Here is a 20,195-nt window from a genome sequence, read left to right on the forward strand (position 1 = left end):
AGCCTAGTTAACTTAAACTAAAGTCTAAAAAAGCACCGCTTAAAATTGCGGTGCTTTAATCATATCTATAATAATGCTTTTATAATGAACTCAATTAAAAATAAACTTGATACTACAATTAATAATGGCGATAACTGATCTTTTTGTTTTGTAACAAGTTTAATAATTGGATAAGCAATAAATCCAAATGCCATTCCATCTGCAATGCTATATGTGAATGGGATCATAAACATAATTAGAAAAGTAGGAAACGCTTCAGTTATATCATCAATCTTAATATATTTGATATTTTGCATCATGAGCACACCGACAATAATTAAAATTGGACTAATGGCACTTGATGGAATCATGGATATATAAGGAATAAAGAAAAACGTCAGTAAGAATAAAACCCCTGTAACAATGCTTGCAATTCCAGTGCGACCTTTAGATGCAATGACTGCAGCTGTTTCAGCAGCTGGAATGGTTGGTGAAGTTCCAAAAAAACCGCTTAATAGTGCTGAAACCGCACTACTGCGATTAGTACTCTTGAAGGCTTCTGAACGATTTAGCATATTAAGTTGCCCATGAATTAATCCCATACTTTCAAAAATTAATACTATTGAAAGGGGTAAAACTGCAATCCAAAAGGCTAATTCACCAATATGTCCGAAATCCGGTAATATGAAAAGGTCAGTTATACCATCTACACTTAGATGTTCCCCTTTTCCTTTTTCCAAAATGCCAAACATCGACGCAATCCATGTGCCAACAATCATCGTGATTAAAAAGTTGGCTGGGACATTTTTAACAAATAATACAATACCAACTGTTAATGATAATAAACTAACAATCACTGTTGGTGATGAAAAATCTCCAAGTGTGATAATCGAGTAATCACCACTTACAATTAGTCCGCCATTTTCTAAGCCAATCAACACCAAAAACAATCCCAAACCAATTGTAATGCCGTGTTTGAGTGAATCTGGTACAGCTTGTTTAAAACTTTCACCTAATGGTGTAATGGCCGTTATAAGAAATATTAAACTGGATACAACGACAATTCCTAAGCCTTCAGCATAAGTGAATTCATACTGCTGAACTATGGAGAAGGTAAATAAGACATTAACTCCCATACCAGGAATAATGATAATTGGTACTTTTGCCCACATTCCTACTAAAACACTACCAATAAAACTTGCTAAAATCGTTGCTATCATCGCTTGTTCGCGGTCTATACCAGCCTCTGCAAGAATTGAGCTGTTAACAGCAACAATATACACAGTCGTTAAATATCCAATGATACCTGCAATGACCTCTATTGGCCACTGCTTATTATTCAGTTGTTTCATGTGAACTCCTTCTTTTGTTGTTAGCCCTCACCCGCCCAGGTTTAATACCCAAAACGTATTATAACGATAAATAGGTGTTACTTTCAAATAACTGGTTGGCTTTTACTCTATTTCCCTTTAAAATAGAATTAGAAAGAAAATAAGGTGGTGTAGTCTATGAAATTCAGATCGGTGTTTGATATTATTGGTCCAGTCATGATCGGACCGTCTAGTTCTCACACAGCTGGTGCTGCTAGAATTGGAAAAATGGCTAGACAACTATTTGGACGTCAACCTAAATGGGCTAAAATATATCTATATGGTTCCTTTGCGAAAACGTATAAAGGTCATGGAACTGATGTAGCGATCATAGGTGGTTTACTAGATTATGATACGTATGATGACCGAATTAAGGATGCTTTCCGTTTTGCACAAGAAGCCGGTATGGATGTTGAATTTATAGAAGAAGAAGGCTCGTCAGATCATCCTAATACAGCACGAATTAAAATAGGAGATGATAACGGTGATTTTGAATTAGTCGGTATATCCATTGGTGGGGGTAAAGCTGAAATTACTGAATTAAACGGTTTTGAACTAAGACTATCAGGTGGCTCACCTGCGATTTTAGTCATGCATAATGATCGCTATGGTGCGATCGCTTCTGTTACTAAGGTTTTAGCAGAAAGAGAGATTAATATCGGTCATATGGAAGTTGTTCGTAAAGAGCAAGGTAAAGACGCCATGATGGTCATTGAAACAGACCAACCTATTCCAGATGAAGTAATGAAGCAACTTGGAACATGTGATCATATTTTACAGGTCGTAACGATTGCTGACTAAGAAGGGACGTGAGAAACATGTTTAGAAGCGTAAGTGATTTAATACAAATAACAAAAGAGCGTAACATACCTATATCTGAAGTAATGATTGAGCAAGAAATTGAAGAAAGCGGGAAATCAAGAGAAGATATTTTTGCTGAAATGGAACGTAATTTAGATGTTATGGAAAAAGCAGTAGAAGATGGTCTTAAAGGTGTTAAATCTCGCTCAGGTTTAACGGGTGGTGATGCCGTTTTAATTAACCAATATCGCGAAGAAAAGCAACCGCTTTCAGGGGATTTAATCTTAGATGTTGTGAGTAAAGCAGTCTCTACAAATGAAGTCAACGCTGCGATGGGAACAATCTGTGCAACACCGACAGCCGGAAGTGCAGGGTGCGTCCCAGGTGTTTTATTTGGATTAAAAGATCGGTTAAATCCTACTCGTGAAGAAATGGTAAGATTTCTGTTTACAGCTGGTGCTTTTGGTCAAGTTATTGCCAATAATGCATCTATTTCAGGTGCAGCTGGTGGTTGTCAGGCAGAGGTAGGTTCTGCAGCTGGTATGGCAAGTGCAGCAGCAGTTGAAATGGCTGGAGGTACGCCTGAACAGTCTTCTGAAGCAATGGCTATTACGCTTAAAAATATGCTAGGTCTAGTGTGTGATCCTGTAGCTGGACTCGTTGAAGTGCCATGCGTTAAGCGTAATGCAATGGGTTCATCACAAGCCATTGTATCGGCTGACTTGGCCTTAGCGGGTGTAACAAGCCGAATTCCTTGTGATGAGGTAATTGGAGCCATGTATCAAATCGGTCAAAAAATGTCATCAACTTTAAAGGAAACAGCTGAAGGAGGATTAGCGGCAACACCTACTGGTAAAGCGTTAGCGGCTAAAATTTTTGGTTCAGCTGCAGAGTAAAAAGAAATAAAGAAGAGAGTGATCATCTTGTTTTATGAACCGGTCGACGTCATTCCGAGTGTCGGTGAAAAAACAAAAGAGCAGCTCGAGTTATTAGACATTACGAAAGTGGGAGATTTACTCTTCCACTTTCCTTTTCGTTATGACTATTTTGAGCTGAAACCCATTAATGAAATTAATCATGATGAAACGGCAACCATACAAGGTCAAGTGGTGTCAGAGCCAAATGTTAGTTATTTTGGAAGGAAGAAATCACGATTAATATGTACCCTTCAAGTTGGCGTTGTTGCCATTAAAGCTGTGTTTTTTAATCAAGCCTTCTTAAAAGAACGCATTAAAAAAGGAGAAATGATTACTGTCACAGGTAAATGGGACATGCATAGACTTCAAATTACAGTCAATCAGTTTCATTCAAATTCATTTAATGAAGAGCAAGATATTCAGCCGGTCTATCATACGAAGGGGAACTTATCAACTAAGCAATTAAAAAAGCTTATCACCTATGCATTAAAATCATCTTTACATGAAGTGGACGAGATGTTGCCAGACAAGTATTTAACAGATTATAAACTGCCTGGTCGTCAGCATGCAGTGAAGGACCTACACCAACCATCTTCAAAAACGGCTCTTAAACATGCTAAAAGACGTTTTATATTTGAAGAGCTATTTATTTTCCAACTTAAAATGCAATGGATCAAAGAGCATAATCGTCAAAAAACAAACGGTTTGCCTAAACAGTTTGATGAAAGTCTAGTTCAAAAATTTGTCCAACAACTCGGGTTTGATTTAACGAACAGTCAGGACAGGGTTCTTGATGAAATTTTAACTGACTTAAAACAACCATACCGAATGAACCGTCTGCTTCAAGGGGATGTTGGTTCTGGTAAAACGGTTGTTGCTGCGATAGCATTGTATGCTACATATTTATCGGGACAACAAGGTGCATTAATGGTTCCAACAGAGATTTTAGCTGAACAGCACGAAGAATCACTAACCGAATTATTTGGCGATCTATTAACAGTAGAGTTGTTAACTGGTTCAATTAAAGGTAAAAAGCGAAAAGAGCGTCTTGAACGAATTCAAAAAGGAGAAGTTGATATCGTTGTAGGTACTCATGCGTTAATTCAAGACGACACCATTTTTAATGACTTAGGGCTTGTTATTGTCGATGAACAGCACCGCTTTGGCGTACAGCAAAGAAAAACGTTGAGGGATAAAGGACTTCATCCTGATGTGTTATTTATGACAGCAACACCGATCCCCCGCACTTTATCGATTACCACTTTTGGAGATATGGATGTATCCATAATTGATGAGCTCCCTAAGGGTAGACAGCCTATCGAAACTTATTGGGTTAAGGAAAACATGATGGATCGAGTTAGACAGTTCATGGTAAGTGAAGTTTATAATGGCCGGCAGGCGTATGTAATCTGCCCATTAATAGAAGAATCAGATCAACTTGATATCCAAAATGCAGTTGATATTTTTGAAGAGCTACAAGATGATCTTCCTAATGACATTAATGTGGGACTCATGCATGGGAGGCTTAACGCTCAAGAAAAAGAAGATGTGATGAGGCGTTTTGCAGATAATGAAATTAACATTCTAGTCTCAACCACCGTCGTTGAAGTTGGAGTGAACGTTCCTAATGCTACCCTAATGGTGATTTATGATGCTGAACGTTTTGGGTTAGCTCAACTACATCAACTTAGAGGTAGGGTAGGTAGAGGTTCTCATCAAAGCTACTGTATTTTATTAGCCGACCCTAAAGGGGATACAGGTAAAGAACGGATGAGAGTGATGACAGAAACGAATGATGGCTTCACCTTATCTGAGCACGACTTACAAATTAGAGGACCAGGTGATTTCTTTGGTAAAAAACAAAGCGGATTACCAGAGTTTAAAGTAGCAGATTTGGTAGAAGACTATAGAGCCTTAGAGGTAGCGAGACGAGATGCTGTTCATGTCATGAAACATCAATTATTGTGGAACAATCCAGAATATGAGCGATTAAAATCGATGATTGAATCTGATCCAAAAATTCAAGAGCGAATTTTTGATTAAAGGATTGCAAGAAACCCTAAGGTATTATATATTACTATTAGGACCTAGTCATAATAGTGGACGGTGTAAAATATGAAGTATAAAAAGAAGGAAAGACAAGAAAAACTGGTTGAAATGATAGAAGAAACTCCATTTATAACAGATGAAGAATTAGCTAATAAATTTGGAGTCAGTATCCAAACCATTCGTCTAGACCGGCTAGAACTTTCTATTCCAGAATTAAGAGAGCGTATTAAAAATGTAGCTAATAAAAACTGGAATGAAACAGTCAAAGCTTTGCCAATTGACGAAGTTATTGGTGAAATTGTTAATTTGGAGTTAGATAATTTAGCCATTTCAATTCTAGATATTAAAGAGGAACATGTATTCTCACGTAACCAAATAGCAAGAGGCCATCACTTGTTCGCGCAAGCCAATTCTTTAGCTGTTGCGATTATAAATGATGACTTAGCATTGACGGCGAATGCAGAAATTAACTTTACTCGCCCGGTTAAATTGGGAGAACGAGTTGTCGCTAAAGCTTCAGTGACAAACCGTAATCAAAAGCGAACTAAAATAAATGTCAGAAGTTATGTTCAAGATGAATTAGTTTTTGAAGGTATATTTAAGATGTATAGAAGTACTGAAAAATAAAAGGGGTACTAATTATGAGAATAGCAATCGATGCCATGGGGGGCGATCATGCCCCTGAAGCGGCTGTAAAAGGTGCTTTATTGGCAGTTGAACATTATAGTGATTTGGAAATTACGCTTTATGGTGATGAGGAGCAAATCAAACCTTATCTTGATCCTAAACATTCTAAAATTCATATACATCATACAATGGAAAAAGTTGAGAACACGGATGAACCAGCACGTGTGGTTAGAAAGAAGAAAAATGCTTCAATGGTTTTAATGGCAGAGGCTGTTAAAAATAATGAGGCTGACGCATGTATTTCAGCAGGAAACACGGGAGCCCTTATGAGCACGGGATTATTTAAAGTAGGCCGAATTAAAGGGATAGACCGACCAGCGCTCAGTCCTACACTGCCAACAATAGACGGAAAAGGCTTTTTACTATTAGATGTTGGTGCAAATGTAGAAGCAAAACCTAATCATCTTATGCAATATGCGATTATGGGTTCTATTTATGTTGAAAAAGTTAGAGGCATTAAAAACCCTAAGGTCGGACTTCTAAATGTTGGAACAGAAGACCAAAAAGGTTCTGAATTGGTTAAGGAAGCATTCCAACTCATGCAAAGTGCACCTGTTAATTTTGTTGGAAACGTAGAGGCACGTGATTTATTAGAAGGAGTAGCTGATGTGGTCGTAACTGATGGGTTTTCAGGAAATATTGCACTGAAATCGATCGAAGGAACAGCACTTAATATGTTTTCCATGATTAAAGATACGTTTATGAAAAACGCAAAAACGAAACTAGCTGCAGCATTAGTTAAATCTGATTTAAAAGGAATAAAAGATCAATTAGATTATTCCGAGTATGGTGGTGCAGGATTATTTGGATTAGCAGCTCCAGTTATTAAAGCACACGGTTCGTCAAATGATAGAGCCATATTTAATGCCATCAAACAGACCTATCATTTAGTGGAAGCTAATGTAGTTGGGTTAATTGGTGAGGAAGTACGTCAATTACAACAACGGGAGGGTTCTTAATGAAGAAGGTTGCATTTCTATTTCCTGGTCAAGGCTCCCAGAGCGTTGGTATGGGACAAGATTTTTACGAGGCTTTTGATTCTGTAAAACAACTATACCATCAAGCTGATGACATTTTAGGTTATTCATTAACAGATCTGATGTTAAATGGACCTAATGATGAATTAACGAAAACTGAAAATGCTCAGCCAGCGTTACTGTTAAATAGCATAGCCATTTTTAATTTATTAAAAGACGAAGGGATTAAGCCCTCTATGGTAGCAGGCCATAGTCTGGGTGAGTATAGCGCTCTTTACGCTGCAGGTTCATTATCCTTTGAAGATGCCATTCAGCTCGTACATAAAAGAGGGAAATACATGGAGAAGGCCGTTCCAACTGGCCAAGGTACTATGGCTGCGGTACTTGGGGTTGATTCAGAAATAATAGATGAAGTAACAGAAGAAGTGACTAATCAAGGTGATACTGTAAATGTTGCAAACTATAACTGTCCTGGTCAAATTGTGATCTCAGGCACCGTAGCAGGAGTCGAAAAAGCTTCTGAAAAACTGAAAGAACGAGGCGCAAAAAGAGTCTTACCGTTAAATGTGAGTGGTCCATTCCATTCAGAGCTTATGAAACCTGCAAGTGAGGATTTTAAAGAAGAATTAAAACAAGTAAACATTAAAAAAGCTGAGGTTCCTGTCTATGCTAATGTCACAGCAAGTGCAGTGCAGGATTCAAATGATATTGAGACGTTACTAGTTAAACAACTTTATTCACCAGTCCAATTCACTCAAACAATTGAAAATATGTTGGAAGCTGAAGTGGATGCTTTCGTTGAAATTGGAAATGGTAAAGTCTTATCTGGTTTAGTCAAGAAAGTCCATAGACGTGCTAAAATCTTCACATTAAATGAAGTCGAGGCTTTAGAAGGTTTTAAAAGCTGGTTAAAGGAGGAATAATGTTATGTTAGATGGGAAAGTAGCTTTAGTAACAGGTGCTTCACGAGGAATTGGCAAAGCGATTGCGTTAGAATTAGCTAGTAAAGGAGCTAATGTTGTTGTTAATTATGCGGGTAGTCAAGAACGCGCTGAAGCTGTTGCTCAAGAGATTAAACAATTAGGCCAAGAAGCGGTAGCTGTTCAAGCCAATGTCGCAAGCCCTGATGAGGTTAAACAACTTGTTAAGACAACAACGGATGAATTTGGTTCAATAGATATCCTAGTGAATAACGCAGGAATTACTCGTGATAATCTTCTAATGAGAATGAAAGAGGACGAGTTTGACGATGTTATTGACACAAATTTAAAAGGTGTTTTTAACTGCGTTAAAGCAGTCACAAGGCCAATGATGAAACAACGTGGTGGTAAAATCGTAAATGTAGCATCAGTAGTTGGTGTTACGGGAAATCCTGGTCAGACCAATTATGTTGCAGCCAAAGCTGGGGTAATTGGAATGACTAAGTCTGTGGCTAAAGAATTAGCAGCAAGAAACATCAATGTAAATGCTGTTGCTCCAGGATTTATTACTACAGATATGACGGACGCATTATCAGATGAAGCGAAACAAGGCATGCATGACATGATTCCATTAAACCGCTTAGGTGAACCTGAAGATGTTGCTAGAGTCGTGCGTTTTCTAGCTTCAGAGGATTCAGATTATATTACAGGTCAAACCATTCATGTTGATGGTGGAATGGTTATGTAACATTTATAGTTTTGTTAATAACTTTGAAGGGAGGTGAGATCGATGGCAGATGTATTTGATAAAGTTAAAGAAATTATCGTTGAACGTTTAGATGTTGATGAGGCTAAAGTTACTATGGAAGCTTCATTTAAAGATGACTTAGAAGCGGACTCATTAGATGTTGTAGAATTAGTAATGGAATTAGAGGATGAATTCGACATGGAAATCTCTGATGAGGATGCTGAAAAAATTCAAACAGTTGGTGATGCTGTTAATTACATAAACAGCAACCAATAAATAAATTTATAGGGGATGGCACTCGCCATCCTCATCTTCTTTAAACGGGTGGAAAAATATGAACTTTAAACAATTACAAAAAGACATTAACATTCAATTCAAAAATGAAGATTTACTAAAACAAGCCTTCATGCATACATCGTATGTGAATGAGCACCGTGAACAGCAGTTAGAAGACAATGAGCGCTTAGAGTTTTTGGGTGATGCGGTGCTTGAATTAGCAGTGTCTCAATACCTGTATCGTGAGTATAAACATATGAGTGAAGGAGAATTAACAAAATTTAGAGCCAATATAGTATGTGAGCCTTCACTTGAAAAATTTGCAAAAGATCTTAATCTTAACGAATTTCTTCTACTTGGTAAAGGGGAGGAAAAATCAGGAGGTCGTGAAAGGCCTTCTTTACTCGCTGACGCTTATGAGGCATTAATTGGTGCTATTTATTTAGACCAAGGATTTGATCAAGTCATTACGTTCTTAAGTGACTTTATGTATCCAAAAATTGAACCAGGTGCTTTTTCACATGCGATGGATTACAAGACACAATTGCAGGAATTAGTTCAACAAGACGGTAAGCAGGTTCAGTATAAAATTGTAGATGAAATTGGCCCTGCTCATAACAGAAAGTTTGTAGCTGATGTATTTGTGGGTAGTGAGAAGAAAGGCAAAGGAACTGGACGCACTAAAAAAGAAGCTGAACAAGAGGCTGCTCAAAAAGCATTAAAAGGCATGTAACTAATGCAAAATCCGTACAATGATTAAATTTAATCTTGTACGGATTTTTGTGTGCTTTAATTATTGTCTGAGCCTTTTTAATTCATCAATAATCGCATGAATTTCAGGCACACTCACTTGATCTTTGCTTTTAACCATATCATACAATTGTTTGATCTCATCGTAATCCTTCAAGCTAAAGTTATCAGAATCCATGATCGTTGGATTTAATACTTGAAGCTTTTTAGAAAGATCTTCAATGATATATTTCAAATTTTCCTCAGTTGCTTCGTTTAAATTCATTTCATTCACTCCTTAGATTTTATCGCTACCTTCTGAAACCACTTATTTTATGATAAAATAAAAAAGTTCAGTTGTTAAGGTTAGAACGCAAAATTGAGTAGGTGTTTACATATGTTTTTGAAAAAATTAGAATCAGTTGGCTTTAAGTCATTTGCTGAACGTATAACGGTTGACTTTGTTCCGGGCGTTACAGCAGTGGTTGGGCCAAATGGAAGCGGAAAATCAAATGTTACAGATGCTATACGCTGGGTGTTAGGTGAACAATCGGCGAAATCACTACGCGGGGCAAAAATGGAAGACATTATTTTTGCCGGTAGTGACACTAGACGAGCGTTAAATGTAGCTGAAGTAACGTTAACTTTAGATAATAAAGATCAAAGACTCCCAATCGATTATGAAGAAGTAGCCGTTACAAGACGAGTATATCGTTCTGGGGAAAGCGAATATTTAATTAATAAACAGCCATGCAGGCTTAAAGATATCGTAGAGCTCTTTATGGACTCAGGCCTAGGTAAAGAAGCCTTTTCAATTATTAGCCAAGGTAAAGTTGAAGAGATTTTAAGTTCAAAGTCTGAAGAGCGACGTTCTATATTTGAAGAAGCTGCAGGTGTGCTTAAATATAAACAGCGTAAAAATAAAGCAGTTAAGAAATTAACTGAAACCGAAGATAATTTAGATCGTGTTGAAGATATTATTCATGAGATTGAAGGGCAATTAGAGCCGCTCAAAGAACAAGCAGCCGTTGCAAAAGAATATTTAGAGAAAAAAGATGAGTTAGAACAGCACGAAGTCAGCCTAATTGTAACAGAGATTGAAAATATTCACTCTGAATGGGGTCATTTACTTCAAGAAATTGATACGCTAAAAGAACAGTTGATGGAAGAGAAGACTTCTATTCAAGCAGATGAGTCTAAAGTTGAAGAAATTGGACAACAGATTCAAGAGTTAGATCAAAAAATAGAAGGACTTCAAGATCAAAAACTAACATTGACTCAGCAAATCGAACAACTAGATGGTCAGAAAAACTTACTTGTTGAACGTCTAAAACATTATGATGAAAGTAAAGAAAAACTTGAACAAGATATTAAGGAAAGCCAAGATCAAATTGATCAATTTGAACTCGACTACGAAGATCAAGATATGAAACTAAAATCATTAAAGTCTCAGCGTGATGAAACTAAGAAAACAATTAGTGAAATAAATAATGAAATTGCGAACTCAGGCGTCGATATTGAAGATCAAATTGAATCAATGAAAGCTGAATACATTGAATTGCTTAACGAACAAGCTGCAAATCGTAATGAAAAAGCCTCAATCGAAAAACAAATTGAACAATCTAAAGCTCGTAAACAACGTTTAGATGAACGTTTTGAGAAACTTATAGAAGAACGTAATTCTTTAGATGATGATCAATCAGCTCAAGCTAAGGAAAAGGTAGCCCTTGAAGAACAATTAAATGTCTTAAATCAAAAGTTAAATGAATGCCAAGACCTGAACCAAAACTTATCAGAAGAGATAAGACAAGATGAAGAAAAGCTTTATAAGGGTTACCGCATTATTGAACAATTACGTTCTAAGAAAGACATGCTAGAGGATATGAAAGAGTCTTATAGTGGTTTTTTTCATGGAGTTAAATCAATTTTACAAGCTAAGGAAAAAGGGAATCTAAATGGCATTCATGGCGCAGTTGCTCAGCTAATAGATATACCCAATGAGTATGTCACTGCAATGGAAACGGCTTTAGGTGGACAGGCACAGCATATTGTGGTTGGAAAAGACCATGAAGCAAGGGAAGCCATTAAGTGGCTTAAGAAAACAAATAGTGGGCGTGCGACATTATTACCAATTTCAACGATTAGACCACGTCATATTGATCCAAGACTAGTTGATCAAATTCAAAATCATAGTGGTTTTGTTGGAGTTGGTAGTGAGCTTGTTGAATACGATTCAACCTATGAACCAATCATTAAAAATTTAATAGGAAATGTTCTCATTTCTAATACTCTTAAAGACGCAAATGAACTGGCTAGCGCAACCAACCATCGTTACAGGATTGTGACGTTAGAGGGTGACGTTGTTAATCCAGGTGGTTCCATGAGTGGTGGGGCTAAGAAGCGGTCAAATCAAACTTCTTTATTCACACGTGACCGAGAGTTAGAAGAAGTTCAGACAAAGCTTAAAGACTTTGAAAATAAAAGTTTAGATTTTGAACGTCAATTAAGTGATAAGAAGAAGCGTTTGAAACAAGTTCAAGAAGATTTACAACAACATCAATTAGATAAAGATGAGTTATATAATCAATATCAGATGGTGAAAGAAGGCTATCAAGCACTCCAAGCAAGGCTTTCCAATATCAATGATCAACTGTCTGTTTATGATCAGGAAAATAGTCAGCATGAAGAAGAGATGAATACTTTAGGAAAAGAGTTATCTAATATTAAAGATAAGCTACAATCTCAAGAAGAGCAATCTGAGTCATTACGTGGTGACATTGACCATTTATCATCCAATCAATCCGATTTTAAAGCAAATGTTGAGAAACATAAAGAAAGATTAAATCATATGCAAATCCGTTTAGCGGAACAAGAAAGTGAAGTTAGAAATCAAAAAGAACGTCTTAACCAAATTCAAGAGCAATTAAATGAAGCTCGTAAGGTAAACAAACAATATCAAGAGGAACTAAAAGGCTTAGAAGAGTCACATCAAAATGCTCAGACAGTTGATGGGTTGACTGATCAAGTAAAAGAAGCTAGAACTCAATTAGTTCAAATCAACGACCAACTAGAACAGTCACGAGGTGAACGTCAAAATTTAACTCATTCTAGGGATGATTTAGAAAGAGAACTAAAAGAGCGGAACAGACAATATCAGCAACGAAATAGTCATATGCAGCAGCTTGAAGTAAAAGCAAACAGACTAGATGTGGATTTAGAAAATCGTTTGAATCATTTAAGAGAAGAATATATGTTGACGTTTGAGAAAGCCAAAAAAGACTTTGGACTTACAGAAGAGATTGATGAAACAAGAGAAAAAGTTAAACTCATTAAACGCTCAATTGATGAACTTGGGACTGTCAATCTAGGTTCTATTGACGAATATGAACGTATTCAAGAACGTTATGAATTTTTAACTGAACAGCAACAAGATCTTTTAGAAGCAAAAGATACGCTACACTCAATCATTCAAGAGATGGATGAAGAGATGATTCGCAAGTTCAGTACTACCTTTGGTCAAATTCAAGATCAATTCTCAATTGTATTTAAAGAGCTATTTGGCGGAGGTCATGCTGAATTAAAGCTTACCAATCCAGATGATTTACTTGAAACAGGTGTCGATATAATTGCACAACCACCTGGTAAAAAGCTTCAGAATTTAAGCCTTCTTTCAGGTGGAGAGAGAGCCTTAACAGCAATCGCTTTATTGTTTGCGATCTTAAGAGTTAGACCTGTACCATTTTGTGTGCTTGATGAAGTTGAAGCAGCCCTTGACGAAGCAAATGTCATGCGTTTTGGAAAATATTTAAAAGAGTTTTCTAAGCAAACACAATTTATTGTCATTACTCATAGAAAAGGTACGATGGAAAACGCTGATGTTCTATATGGAATCACGATGCAAGAATCAGGCGTATCGAAGCTTGTATCTGTTAAATTAGAAGAAACAGAGGAAATGGTGTTAAACTAAGGAAACGAAAGGAAGACGAGTATGGGATTTTTTAAGAAACTCAAGGACAAAATCAACAACCAAACAGAACAAGTCACAGATAAATTTAAAGATGGAATGTCTAAAACAAGAGATTCGTTCACATCTAAAGTGAATGACTTAGTTGCACGCTATCGTAAAGTTGATGAAGAATTTTTCGAAGAGCTAGAAGAGATTTTAATATCAGCTGACGTTGGTGTAACTACAGTAATGGAATTGATTGAAGAACTTGAGATGGAAGTTAAGCGCCGTAACATCCAAGATACAGAAGAAGTAAAAGAGGTCATCTCTGAAAAGCTAGTTGAAATATATTATGATGGTGAGGATTCATCCATTGAAGAGCTGAATTTAAACGAAGATGGTCTTTCGGTGATTCTAACCGTTGGTGTAAATGGTGTTGGTAAAACGACTACCATTGGCAAATTAGCTCATCAATTGAAAGAAGAAGGCAAATCGGTTTTATTAGCAGCTGGTGATACATTTAGAGCAGGCGCGATTGATCAGCTTGATGTGTGGGGCGAACGAACAGGTGTTGACGTTATTAAACACAGTGAAGGTAGTGATCCTGCTGCTGTTATTTATGACGGTATTCAGGCAGCTAAGTCTCGCGGTGCTGACGTCCTAATCTGTGATACAGCTGGGCGCCTTCAAAATAAAGTTAACCTTATGAACGAGCTTGCTAAAGTTAAAAAAGTTATATCTAGAGAAATTGATGGAGCACCACATGAAACACTTTTAGTATTAGATGCTACTACAGGGCAAAACGCATTAAGTCAGGCTAAAACATTTAAAGAAGCAACCGATGTATCAGGCATTGTATTAACAAAGCTAGATGGTACTGCTCGAGGTGGGATTGTTTTGGCCATTCGGAAGGAACTGGATATTCCGGTTAAATACGTTGGTTTAGGAGAAAGAATGGAAGATTTACAACCATTTGATGCGCACCAATTTGTATATGGGTTATTTGGCGATTTAATCACTGATGAATCCGAAAAATAGATGAGGAGGCTGCTTGTGTTAGAAAAGACAACTCGCGTAAACTATTTGTTTGATTTCTACCAAGAATTATTAACTCCCAAACAGAAGAGTTATATGGAATTATACTATCTGGAAGATTATTCCCTTGGAGAAATTTCGGAGACTTATGATGTTAGTAGACAAGCAGTTTATGATAATATTAAACGTACAGAGGCAATGCTTGAAGAATATGAAGAAAAGCTAGGCCTGTATAAACGATTTGAACAGCGAAATCGATTGTTAATTGAGATGAAAGAGTCTTTATCTCAACAAAATCTAGATCAAGTTAAATCGTTGATAGAGGAATTGGAAAACCTAGATTAGGAGGACGGTCAAATGGCATTTGAAGGATTAGCCGACCGATTACAAGGTACGATTAAGAAAATTACCGGTAAAGGTAAAGTAACCGAACAAGATGTCAAAGAAATGACACGTGAAGTTCGACTAGCTTTACTAGAAGCCGATGTTAACTTTAAGGTCGTTAAAGATCTAATTAAACGAATTAAAGAACGTGCAATAGGTCAAGACGTATTAGAAGGATTAAACCCTGGACAACAAGTTATTAAAGTTGTTAAAGAAGAATTAACTGACTTGATGGGCGGAGAACAAAGTAAAATTGCCGTAGCTAACAAGCCGCCAACTGTTATTATGATGGTTGGTCTTCAAGGTGCAGGTAAGACGACAACAACCGGTAAGCTAGCCAATCATTTAAGAAAAAAATATAACCGTAATCCAATGTTAGTAGCTGCTGATATTTATAGACCAGCAGCCATCAACCAGTTAGAAACGTTAGGTAAGCAGCTTGATATGCCAGTATTCTCAAAAGGTACAGAGGCAGATCCTGTTGATATTGCAAAAGAAGCTATTGAAGAAGCTAAAGAACAACATAAAGATTATGTATTAATCGATACGGCTGGTCGTTTGCATGTGGATGAAGGACTAATGGATGAACTCCATAATATTAAAGATGCCGTCAAGCCAGATGAAATTTTCCTAGTAGTTGATTCGATGACAGGTCAAGATGCTGTTAATGTTGCTGAAAGTTTTGATGAACAACTAGACATTTCTGGAGTTGTTTTAACAAAGCTTGATGGTGATACTCGTGGTGGTGCAGCACTTTCTATTAGAGCTGTGACAGGTAAACCAATTAAGTTTGCTGGTATGGGTGAAAAATTAGATCAATTAGAAGCCTTCCACCCTGACCGAATGGCATCAAGAATTCTTGGAATGGGGGACGTTCTAAGTTTAATTGAAAAAGCCGAAACAGAAGTTGATGAAAAGAAAGCCAAAGAGATGGAAAAGAAAATGAAGGATATGTCCTTCACGTTTGAAGATTTCCTTGAACAAATGGCGCAAGTGCGTAACATGGGACCATTAGATGAACTCATCAATATGATGCCTGGAGCTAATAAAATGAAAGGCATGAAAAACATGCAACTGGATGAAAAACAAATCGACCACGTCGAAGCAATCATCCAGTCTATGACGAAAGAAGAAAGAGTCGATCCTAACGTCATTAATGCTAGCCGTAAAAAACGTATAGCAAAAGGGTCTGGTACGTCGGTTTCTCAAGTGAACCGTCTATTAAAACAATTTGATGAAATGAAGAAAATGATGAAGCAAATGATGGGCGGTAAGAAGGGTAAGAAAAAAGGTGGAATGAATTTTCCTTTTATGTAATGGAAAAATACTTTACACACTTTTGGACATCTGATACAATTTATTCTTGTGAGAAGGAAATTTGATGGAGGTGTAAATAATGGCAGTAAAAATCCGTATGAAAAGAATGGGTTCTAAAAGAAAACCATACTATCGTTTAGTAGTTGCTGATTCACGTTCTCCACGTGACGGTCGCATTATTGAACAGATTGGCACATATAATCCTTTAAGTGAAACTCTAGCAGTTTCAATTGATGAAGATAAAGCGTTAGATTGGTTATCTAAAGGTGCTAAGCCTAGTGATACAGTTCGTAACCTATTCTCTAAAGAAGGCATCATGACGAAGTTTCACGAATCAAAAGCTAAATAGTAAAGGTTAGTGATATCATGAAAGCCTTAATTGAAACGATTGTCCAACCACTTGTTGATTATCCTGAGGAAGTTCAGGTAACCGTTGAAGAAACGGATGAAAAGATTCGTTATCATTTAACGGTTAATGAGAATGATGTGGGCAAAGTAATCGGTAAGAACGGTCGAATTGCCAAAGCAATTCGTACAGTCGTTCATGCCGCAAGCTCAGATATTAATAAAAAAATATTTGTTGATATTATGTAATGGGAGAGGTCTAACCTTTCCCATTTTTACAATCAATTATTTTGCAGTTGAAATACACGTTGACTGATTTAAAGACAAAATGTATTTCAACTGCATAATGATGTTGAACAGCTCTGTCCTCCAGCAGTGTATTTATAGATTAGAAGGTGATTTATTGTGAAGATTTTAAGAAAAACAACTGTTAAACAAGTCATCACTGATCAAAGTCGAGAATTAATAAAAGAGAAATTTAATCAAAAAATAGGACAGGCTAAAAAAGAGTTAGAACAACTTCAATTTGAGAAGAAAAAATTAACCTATCAAAAACGATTCAATTCCTCAAAAGTTGAGGAACGATTTTCAGTCGAAGAAAACAAACGAAAACAATCAATTGAATGGTTAGAACAACAGATTGGACAACTCGATCATATACCAAATGGAAGTGAGTTAATCGAGGGAGAAGTTGATGAGTTGATTGAGGTTGAGGTTGGAGACCAATGGGAGGCCGTTGCTGGAAATAGAACGATTACCATTAAAGATGGGCAAATTATAGATATTAATTAGGGTGAACATATATGGAACGTTATTTTAATGTAGGTAAGATTGTGAATACACACGGAGTTAAAGGTGAAGTCAGAGTCATAGCCATTACGGATTTTGATGAACGTTTCACTCCAGGCAATCAATTATATTTCTTTAAAGAGAATGATGACCAACCTGAAGAGTTAACCATTAAAACACATAGAAAACATAAACAATTTGACCTTCTATCGTTCGAGTCTATGGAAAATATTAACGATGTTGAGCGATTAAAAGGTGGAAACTTAAAAATTCCTGAGTCAAGCATGCATGAATTAGAAGAAAATGAGTTTTATTTTCATGAAATCATTGGCTGTGAAGTATATAATGTCGATGGTGAACTGATTGGTAAGGTTAAAGAAATTTTACAGCCAGGTGCAAATGATGTTTGGGTAGTCCAAAGGCAAGGCAAAAAGGATGCACTGATCCCGTATATAGAGTCAGTTGTGAAAAGTGTAGATGTTCAAAACGGAAGTGTAATGATCGAGGAGATGGAAGGGTTATTAGAATGAAGATTGATATTTTAACCCTATTTCCAGACATGTTTAGAGGTGTTTTTGAAGCTTCCATTCTAAAGAGAGCTCAAGATATGGGAGCTTTCAGTTATCGTTTAATTGATTTTAGGGAATATACAGATGATAAACATAATAAAGTAGATGACTACCCATACGGTGGTGGTGCTGGAATGGTGTTAAAGCCACAGCCCATTTTTGATGCGGTTGAAGATATAATTAACGGAGAAGAAAAGAAACCTCGAATAGTACTTTTATGTCCACAAGGCGAATCTTATACTCAGCAAAAAGCAGAGGAACTAGCTAAAGAGGATCATTTAATCATGATCTGTGGACATTATGAAGGATATGATGAACGAATTCGAGAACATTTAGTAACAGACGAAATCTCTATCGGTGACTACGTTTTAACCGGCGGTGAACTCGGAGCTATGGTAATAACCGATAGTGTCATTCGACTTCAACCAGAAGTTCTCGGAAACGATGAATCAGCTGTAAAGGATTCTTTCTCGACTCAATTATTAGAGCATCCACATTATACTAGACCGAATGATTTTAGAGGATTGAAGGTTCCTGATGTATTAACTTCAGGTCATCATGGAAAGATAGAAGAGTGGCGAACTTATGAGTCTCTTAAAAGAACTTATCATAGGAGACCCGATTTACTTGAACGGGCTAAATTAAGTGATCAGGAACTTAAAATGCTTGATAAAATCAAGTCAGAAGATGTTGCAAGAGACTCATGATTATGATATATTAATCTAGTGCTTAAGTGTTGTTTAAGCTTAAAACGATGTTCCGCTGCGGATTAAGCATGAGCATTAGTGAGAAGGAGTGAAAGAGAATGCAAGAACTTCTAAACAAAGTAGCTCAAGATCAGTTACGTACAGATCTTCCTGAATTCCGTGCTGGTGATACAGTAAAAGTTCACGTTAAAGTTGTTGAGGGTAACCGTGAACGTATTCAGGTATTCCAAGGTGTTGTTATTAAGCGTCGCGGTGGCGGCATTAGTGAAACATTCACTGTACGTAAGGTATCATACGGTGTAGGAGTTGAACGTACGTTCCCAGTACATTCTCCACGTCTTGACAAGATTGAAGTTTCTCGTCGTGGTAAAGTACGTCGTGCGAAACTTTATTACTTACGTAACCTACGTGGTAAAGCTGCAAGAATTAAAGAAATTCGCTAATGAATATCAAAAGGGGGGCTTGGCCATTGGTCAGGTCCCTTTTTCTTTACTGAGGTTTAATTTTACAGGTTATGCTCTCGCTTTTTAAGGGCGTTTCGTGAGGATGAAAAACAAACATTTTGTATTAATTATTAAAACAATTCTAGTTTGAAGTTAAGAGTAAAGCGAACGGTGACGACGCCTGCGGGAACAGCACGAGTTGAAAATCCCCTAAAACGAACGGAGTAAGTTTTAGGAAGTTGAAGCCGTGCCCGCGGCAAGCGTTCACCGTGAGCTATAAACTATTTAAACTATAACAAGAGAGGTGACATGGATGACAATCCAATGGTTTCCCGGTCACATGGCAAAAGCCAAACGTGAAGTTCAAGAAAAACTAAAATTAGTTGACTACGTCATTGAACTAGTCGATGCACGTGCACCACAATCTTCCCAAAACCCCATGCTACACGAAGTTTTAGGTGATAAACAAAAACTAATCGTTCTGATGAAAAAGGACTTAGCTGATCCCAAACGAACAAACGAATGGATCGATCATTTTAAAACTCAAGGTCATGAAGCCTTAGCTGTTGATGTTAGCCAAAAAAATGATATTCAATCGTTAATTAAAGCATCTAAACAAATGGGTCAATCTATCAATGATAAACGCAAAGAAAAAGGTATTAATCCTCGATCCATTCGCGCAATGATTCTAGGGATACCAAATGTCGGAAAATCCACATTAATCAATCGCTTAGCTAATAAAAAGAGAGCTCAAACAGGTGACAAACCTGGTGTGACAAAAAAACAACAATGGATAAAAATTCAAGGTGAATTCGAGCTTTTAGATACTCCAGGAATCCTTTGGCCAAAATTTGAAGATCAAGAAGTAGGTTATAAACTAGCTGCCATTGGGTCAATCAAAGATCAAATCTTACATTTAGATGATATTGCGGTTTATGTTTTAAAATTCATGAAAGAACATTATCCAGCGTTTTTAGAAGATCGTTACCAATTAGATATAGAGGAAGAAGATATTGTTGTTTGGTTTGATACTATTGGTAAGAAAAGAGGCTGTCTTGCTTCTGGTGGTGTAGTGGATTACGATAAAACTTCTGATGTCATTCTTCAAGATTTGAGAAATGGGAAACTTGGAAATGTCACATTTGACCATATAGATTCGCTTTAATTTTTTCATCTGTAACCGATATTTAGAATAGTGGGGGAACTT

22 protein-coding genes are annotated in these 20,195 nt (G+C 36.9%); 20 read left to right on the forward strand and 2 right to left on the reverse strand.

Features of this window, described 5'->3' with window-relative positions:
• Window positions 1-65: 65 nt before the first annotated feature.
• Entirely contained in the window at window positions 66-1,331 is a 1,266-nt protein-coding gene (locus ACFSW4_RS05115; RefSeq protein WP_377327880.1) for an NCS2 family permease, read from the reverse strand.
• A 156-nt stretch (window positions 1,332-1,487) separates the two neighbouring features.
• Between ACFSW4_RS05115 and sdaAB the strand changes: the two genes are divergently transcribed.
• From sdaAB to rnc, 9 genes are all read left to right on the forward strand, one after another.
• Entirely contained in the window at window positions 1,488-2,150 is a 663-nt protein-coding gene (sdaAB, locus tag ACFSW4_RS05120) for an L-serine ammonia-lyase, iron-sulfur-dependent subunit beta (RefSeq protein WP_377327882.1), read from the forward strand.
• A gap of 17 nt (window positions 2,151-2,167) precedes the next feature.
• Window positions 2,168-3,046, forward strand: coding sequence for an L-serine ammonia-lyase, iron-sulfur-dependent, subunit alpha (sdaAA, locus tag ACFSW4_RS05125; RefSeq protein ID WP_054751550.1), 879 nt, complete (start codon window positions 2,168-2,170; stop codon window positions 3,044-3,046).
• Window positions 3,047-3,073: 27 nt separating this feature from the next.
• Complete coding sequence (gene recG, locus ACFSW4_RS05130; protein ID WP_377327884.1) at window positions 3,074-5,110, forward strand: ATP-dependent DNA helicase RecG; 2,037 nt, start codon at window positions 3,074-3,076, stop codon at window positions 5,108-5,110.
• Between the two features lie 72 nt (window positions 5,111-5,182).
• Complete coding sequence (gene fapR, locus ACFSW4_RS05135; RefSeq protein ID WP_054751549.1) at window positions 5,183-5,743, forward strand: transcription factor FapR; 561 nt, start codon at window positions 5,183-5,185, stop codon at window positions 5,741-5,743.
• 14 nt (window positions 5,744-5,757) lie between these two features.
• Window positions 5,758-6,762 (forward strand): phosphate acyltransferase PlsX, encoded by a 1,005-nt coding sequence (gene plsX / locus ACFSW4_RS05140; protein WP_377327886.1) that lies wholly within the window; start codon window positions 5,758-5,760, stop codon window positions 6,760-6,762.
• Window positions 6,762-7,703 (forward strand): ACP S-malonyltransferase, encoded by a 942-nt coding sequence (fabD, locus tag ACFSW4_RS05145; protein ID WP_054751547.1) that lies wholly within the window; start codon window positions 6,762-6,764, stop codon window positions 7,701-7,703. The genes plsX and fabD overlap by 1 nt, the downstream gene beginning before the upstream one ends.
• A 4-nt stretch (window positions 7,704-7,707) precedes the next feature.
• On the forward strand, window positions 7,708-8,448 hold the full coding sequence (fabG, locus tag ACFSW4_RS05150; RefSeq protein WP_377327888.1) for a 3-oxoacyl-[acyl-carrier-protein] reductase: 741 nt from the start codon (window positions 7,708-7,710) through the stop codon (window positions 8,446-8,448).
• A gap of 42 nt (window positions 8,449-8,490) precedes the next feature.
• Complete coding sequence (acpP, locus tag ACFSW4_RS05155) at window positions 8,491-8,724, forward strand: acyl carrier protein (protein WP_054751545.1); 234 nt, start codon at window positions 8,491-8,493, stop codon at window positions 8,722-8,724.
• Window positions 8,725-8,782: 58 nt separating this feature from the next.
• Entirely contained in the window at window positions 8,783-9,457 is a 675-nt protein-coding gene (gene rnc, locus ACFSW4_RS05160) for a ribonuclease III (RefSeq protein WP_377327890.1), read from the forward strand.
• 60 nt (window positions 9,458-9,517) lie between these two features.
• Here the strand turns inward: rnc and ACFSW4_RS05165 are convergent, their stop codons facing one another.
• On the reverse strand, window positions 9,518-9,739 hold the full coding sequence (locus ACFSW4_RS05165; RefSeq protein WP_054751543.1) for a DUF1128 domain-containing protein: 222 nt from the start codon (window positions 9,737-9,739) through the stop codon (window positions 9,518-9,520).
• A 111-nt stretch (window positions 9,740-9,850) separates the two neighbouring features.
• On the opposite strand from ACFSW4_RS05165, the gene smc reads away from it, so the two are divergent.
• The 11 genes from smc to ylqF all read left to right on the forward strand — a co-directional run bounded on the left by smc (window position 9,851) and on the right by ylqF (window position 20,153).
• Window positions 9,851-13,420 carry a chromosome segregation protein SMC gene (smc, locus tag ACFSW4_RS05170; protein WP_377327892.1) on the forward strand — a complete coding sequence of 1,190 codons (3,570 nt, stop codon included), beginning with the start codon at window positions 9,851-9,853 and terminating at the stop codon, window positions 13,418-13,420.
• A 21-nt stretch (window positions 13,421-13,441) separates the two neighbouring features.
• Window positions 13,442-14,437: a signal recognition particle-docking protein FtsY gene (ftsY, locus tag ACFSW4_RS05175; RefSeq protein ID WP_377327894.1), complete on the forward strand. Its 996-nt coding sequence runs from the start codon at window positions 13,442-13,444 to the stop codon at window positions 14,435-14,437.
• The gene (locus ACFSW4_RS05180) at window positions 14,438-14,779 is read left to right on the forward strand and encodes a putative DNA-binding protein (RefSeq protein ID WP_279401206.1); all 342 of its coding nucleotides are present in this window, start codon (window positions 14,438-14,440) and stop codon (window positions 14,777-14,779) included.
• Between the two features lie 12 nt (window positions 14,780-14,791).
• Window positions 14,792-16,135, forward strand: a complete 1,344-nt coding sequence (gene ffh, locus ACFSW4_RS05185) for a signal recognition particle protein (protein ID WP_054751539.1) — start codon at window positions 14,792-14,794, stop codon at window positions 16,133-16,135.
• 79 nt (window positions 16,136-16,214) lie between these two features.
• The gene (gene rpsP, locus ACFSW4_RS05190) at window positions 16,215-16,484 is read left to right on the forward strand and encodes a 30S ribosomal protein S16 (protein ID WP_054751537.1); all 270 of its coding nucleotides are present in this window, start codon (window positions 16,215-16,217) and stop codon (window positions 16,482-16,484) included.
• A gap of 17 nt (window positions 16,485-16,501) precedes the next feature.
• Entirely contained in the window at window positions 16,502-16,729 is a 228-nt protein-coding gene (locus ACFSW4_RS05195; protein ID WP_377327896.1) for a KH domain-containing protein, read from the forward strand.
• Between the two features lie 156 nt (window positions 16,730-16,885).
• A complete protein-coding gene (locus ACFSW4_RS05200; RefSeq protein ID WP_054751533.1) occupies window positions 16,886-17,272 on the forward strand; it encodes a YlqD family protein in 387 nt (128 codons plus the stop codon).
• Between the two features lie 11 nt (window positions 17,273-17,283).
• Complete coding sequence (rimM, locus tag ACFSW4_RS05205) at window positions 17,284-17,799, forward strand: ribosome maturation factor RimM (protein ID WP_054751531.1); 516 nt, start codon at window positions 17,284-17,286, stop codon at window positions 17,797-17,799.
• The gene (gene trmD, locus ACFSW4_RS05210; RefSeq protein WP_054751529.1) at window positions 17,796-18,545 is read left to right on the forward strand and encodes a tRNA (guanosine(37)-N1)-methyltransferase TrmD; all 750 of its coding nucleotides are present in this window, start codon (window positions 17,796-17,798) and stop codon (window positions 18,543-18,545) included. Before rimM ends, trmD begins: the two co-directional genes overlap by 4 nt.
• 98 nt (window positions 18,546-18,643) lie before the next feature.
• A complete protein-coding gene (rplS, locus tag ACFSW4_RS05215; protein ID WP_054751527.1) occupies window positions 18,644-18,988 on the forward strand; it encodes a 50S ribosomal protein L19 in 345 nt (114 codons plus the stop codon).
• Between the two features lie 313 nt (window positions 18,989-19,301).
• Window positions 19,302-20,153 carry a ribosome biogenesis GTPase YlqF gene (ylqF, locus tag ACFSW4_RS05220; protein WP_377327899.1) on the forward strand — a complete coding sequence of 284 codons (852 nt, stop codon included), beginning with the start codon at window positions 19,302-19,304 and terminating at the stop codon, window positions 20,151-20,153.
• Window positions 20,154-20,195: the final 42 nt, after the last annotated feature.

It is taken from the genome of Piscibacillus salipiscarius (assembly GCF_042685285.1).
GTDB lineage: Bacteria > Bacillota > Bacilli > Bacillales > Alkalibacillaceae > Piscibacillus > Piscibacillus salipiscarius.

Excerpts from the sequence above, each read along its gene's own strand:
- ACFSW4_RS05115 (WP_377327880.1), bottom strand. The coding sequence starts at position 1,331 with ATGAAACAACTGAATAATAAGCAGTGGCCAATAGAGGTCATTGCAGGT.
- sdaAB (WP_377327882.1), top strand. The coding sequence starts at position 1,488 with ATGAAATTCAGATCGGTGTTTGATATTATTGGTCCAGTCATGATCGGA.
- sdaAA (WP_054751550.1), top strand. The coding sequence starts at position 2,168 with ATGTTTAGAAGCGTAAGTGATTTAATACAAATAACAAAAGAGCGTAAC.
- fapR (WP_054751549.1), top strand. The coding sequence starts at position 5,183 with ATGAAGTATAAAAAGAAGGAAAGACAAGAAAAACTGGTTGAAATGATA.
- plsX (WP_377327886.1), top strand. The coding sequence starts at position 5,758 with ATGAGAATAGCAATCGATGCCATGGGGGGCGATCATGCCCCTGAAGCG.
- fabD (WP_054751547.1), top strand. The coding sequence starts at position 6,762 with ATGAAGAAGGTTGCATTTCTATTTCCTGGTCAAGGCTCCCAGAGCGTT.
- fabG (WP_377327888.1), top strand. The coding sequence starts at position 7,708 with ATGTTAGATGGGAAAGTAGCTTTAGTAACAGGTGCTTCACGAGGAATT.
- acpP (WP_054751545.1), top strand. The coding sequence starts at position 8,491 with ATGGCAGATGTATTTGATAAAGTTAAAGAAATTATCGTTGAACGTTTA.
- rnc (WP_377327890.1), top strand. The coding sequence starts at position 8,783 with ATGAACTTTAAACAATTACAAAAAGACATTAACATTCAATTCAAAAAT.
- ACFSW4_RS05165 (WP_054751543.1), bottom strand. The coding sequence starts at position 9,739 with ATGAATTTAAACGAAGCAACTGAGGAAAATTTGAAATATATCATTGAA.
- smc (WP_377327892.1), top strand. The coding sequence starts at position 9,851 with ATGTTTTTGAAAAAATTAGAATCAGTTGGCTTTAAGTCATTTGCTGAA.
- ftsY (WP_377327894.1), top strand. The coding sequence starts at position 13,442 with ATGGGATTTTTTAAGAAACTCAAGGACAAAATCAACAACCAAACAGAA.
- ACFSW4_RS05180 (WP_279401206.1), top strand. The coding sequence starts at position 14,438 with ATGAGGAGGCTGCTTGTGTTAGAAAAGACAACTCGCGTAAACTATTTG.
- ffh (WP_054751539.1), top strand. The coding sequence starts at position 14,792 with ATGGCATTTGAAGGATTAGCCGACCGATTACAAGGTACGATTAAGAAA.
- rpsP (WP_054751537.1), top strand. The coding sequence starts at position 16,215 with ATGGCAGTAAAAATCCGTATGAAAAGAATGGGTTCTAAAAGAAAACCA.
- ACFSW4_RS05195 (WP_377327896.1), top strand. The coding sequence starts at position 16,502 with ATGAAAGCCTTAATTGAAACGATTGTCCAACCACTTGTTGATTATCCT.
- rimM (WP_054751531.1), top strand. The coding sequence starts at position 17,284 with ATGGAACGTTATTTTAATGTAGGTAAGATTGTGAATACACACGGAGTT.
- trmD (WP_054751529.1), top strand. The coding sequence starts at position 17,796 with ATGAAGATTGATATTTTAACCCTATTTCCAGACATGTTTAGAGGTGTT.
- rplS (WP_054751527.1), top strand. The coding sequence starts at position 18,644 with ATGCAAGAACTTCTAAACAAAGTAGCTCAAGATCAGTTACGTACAGAT.
- ylqF (WP_377327899.1), top strand. The coding sequence starts at position 19,302 with ATGACAATCCAATGGTTTCCCGGTCACATGGCAAAAGCCAAACGTGAA.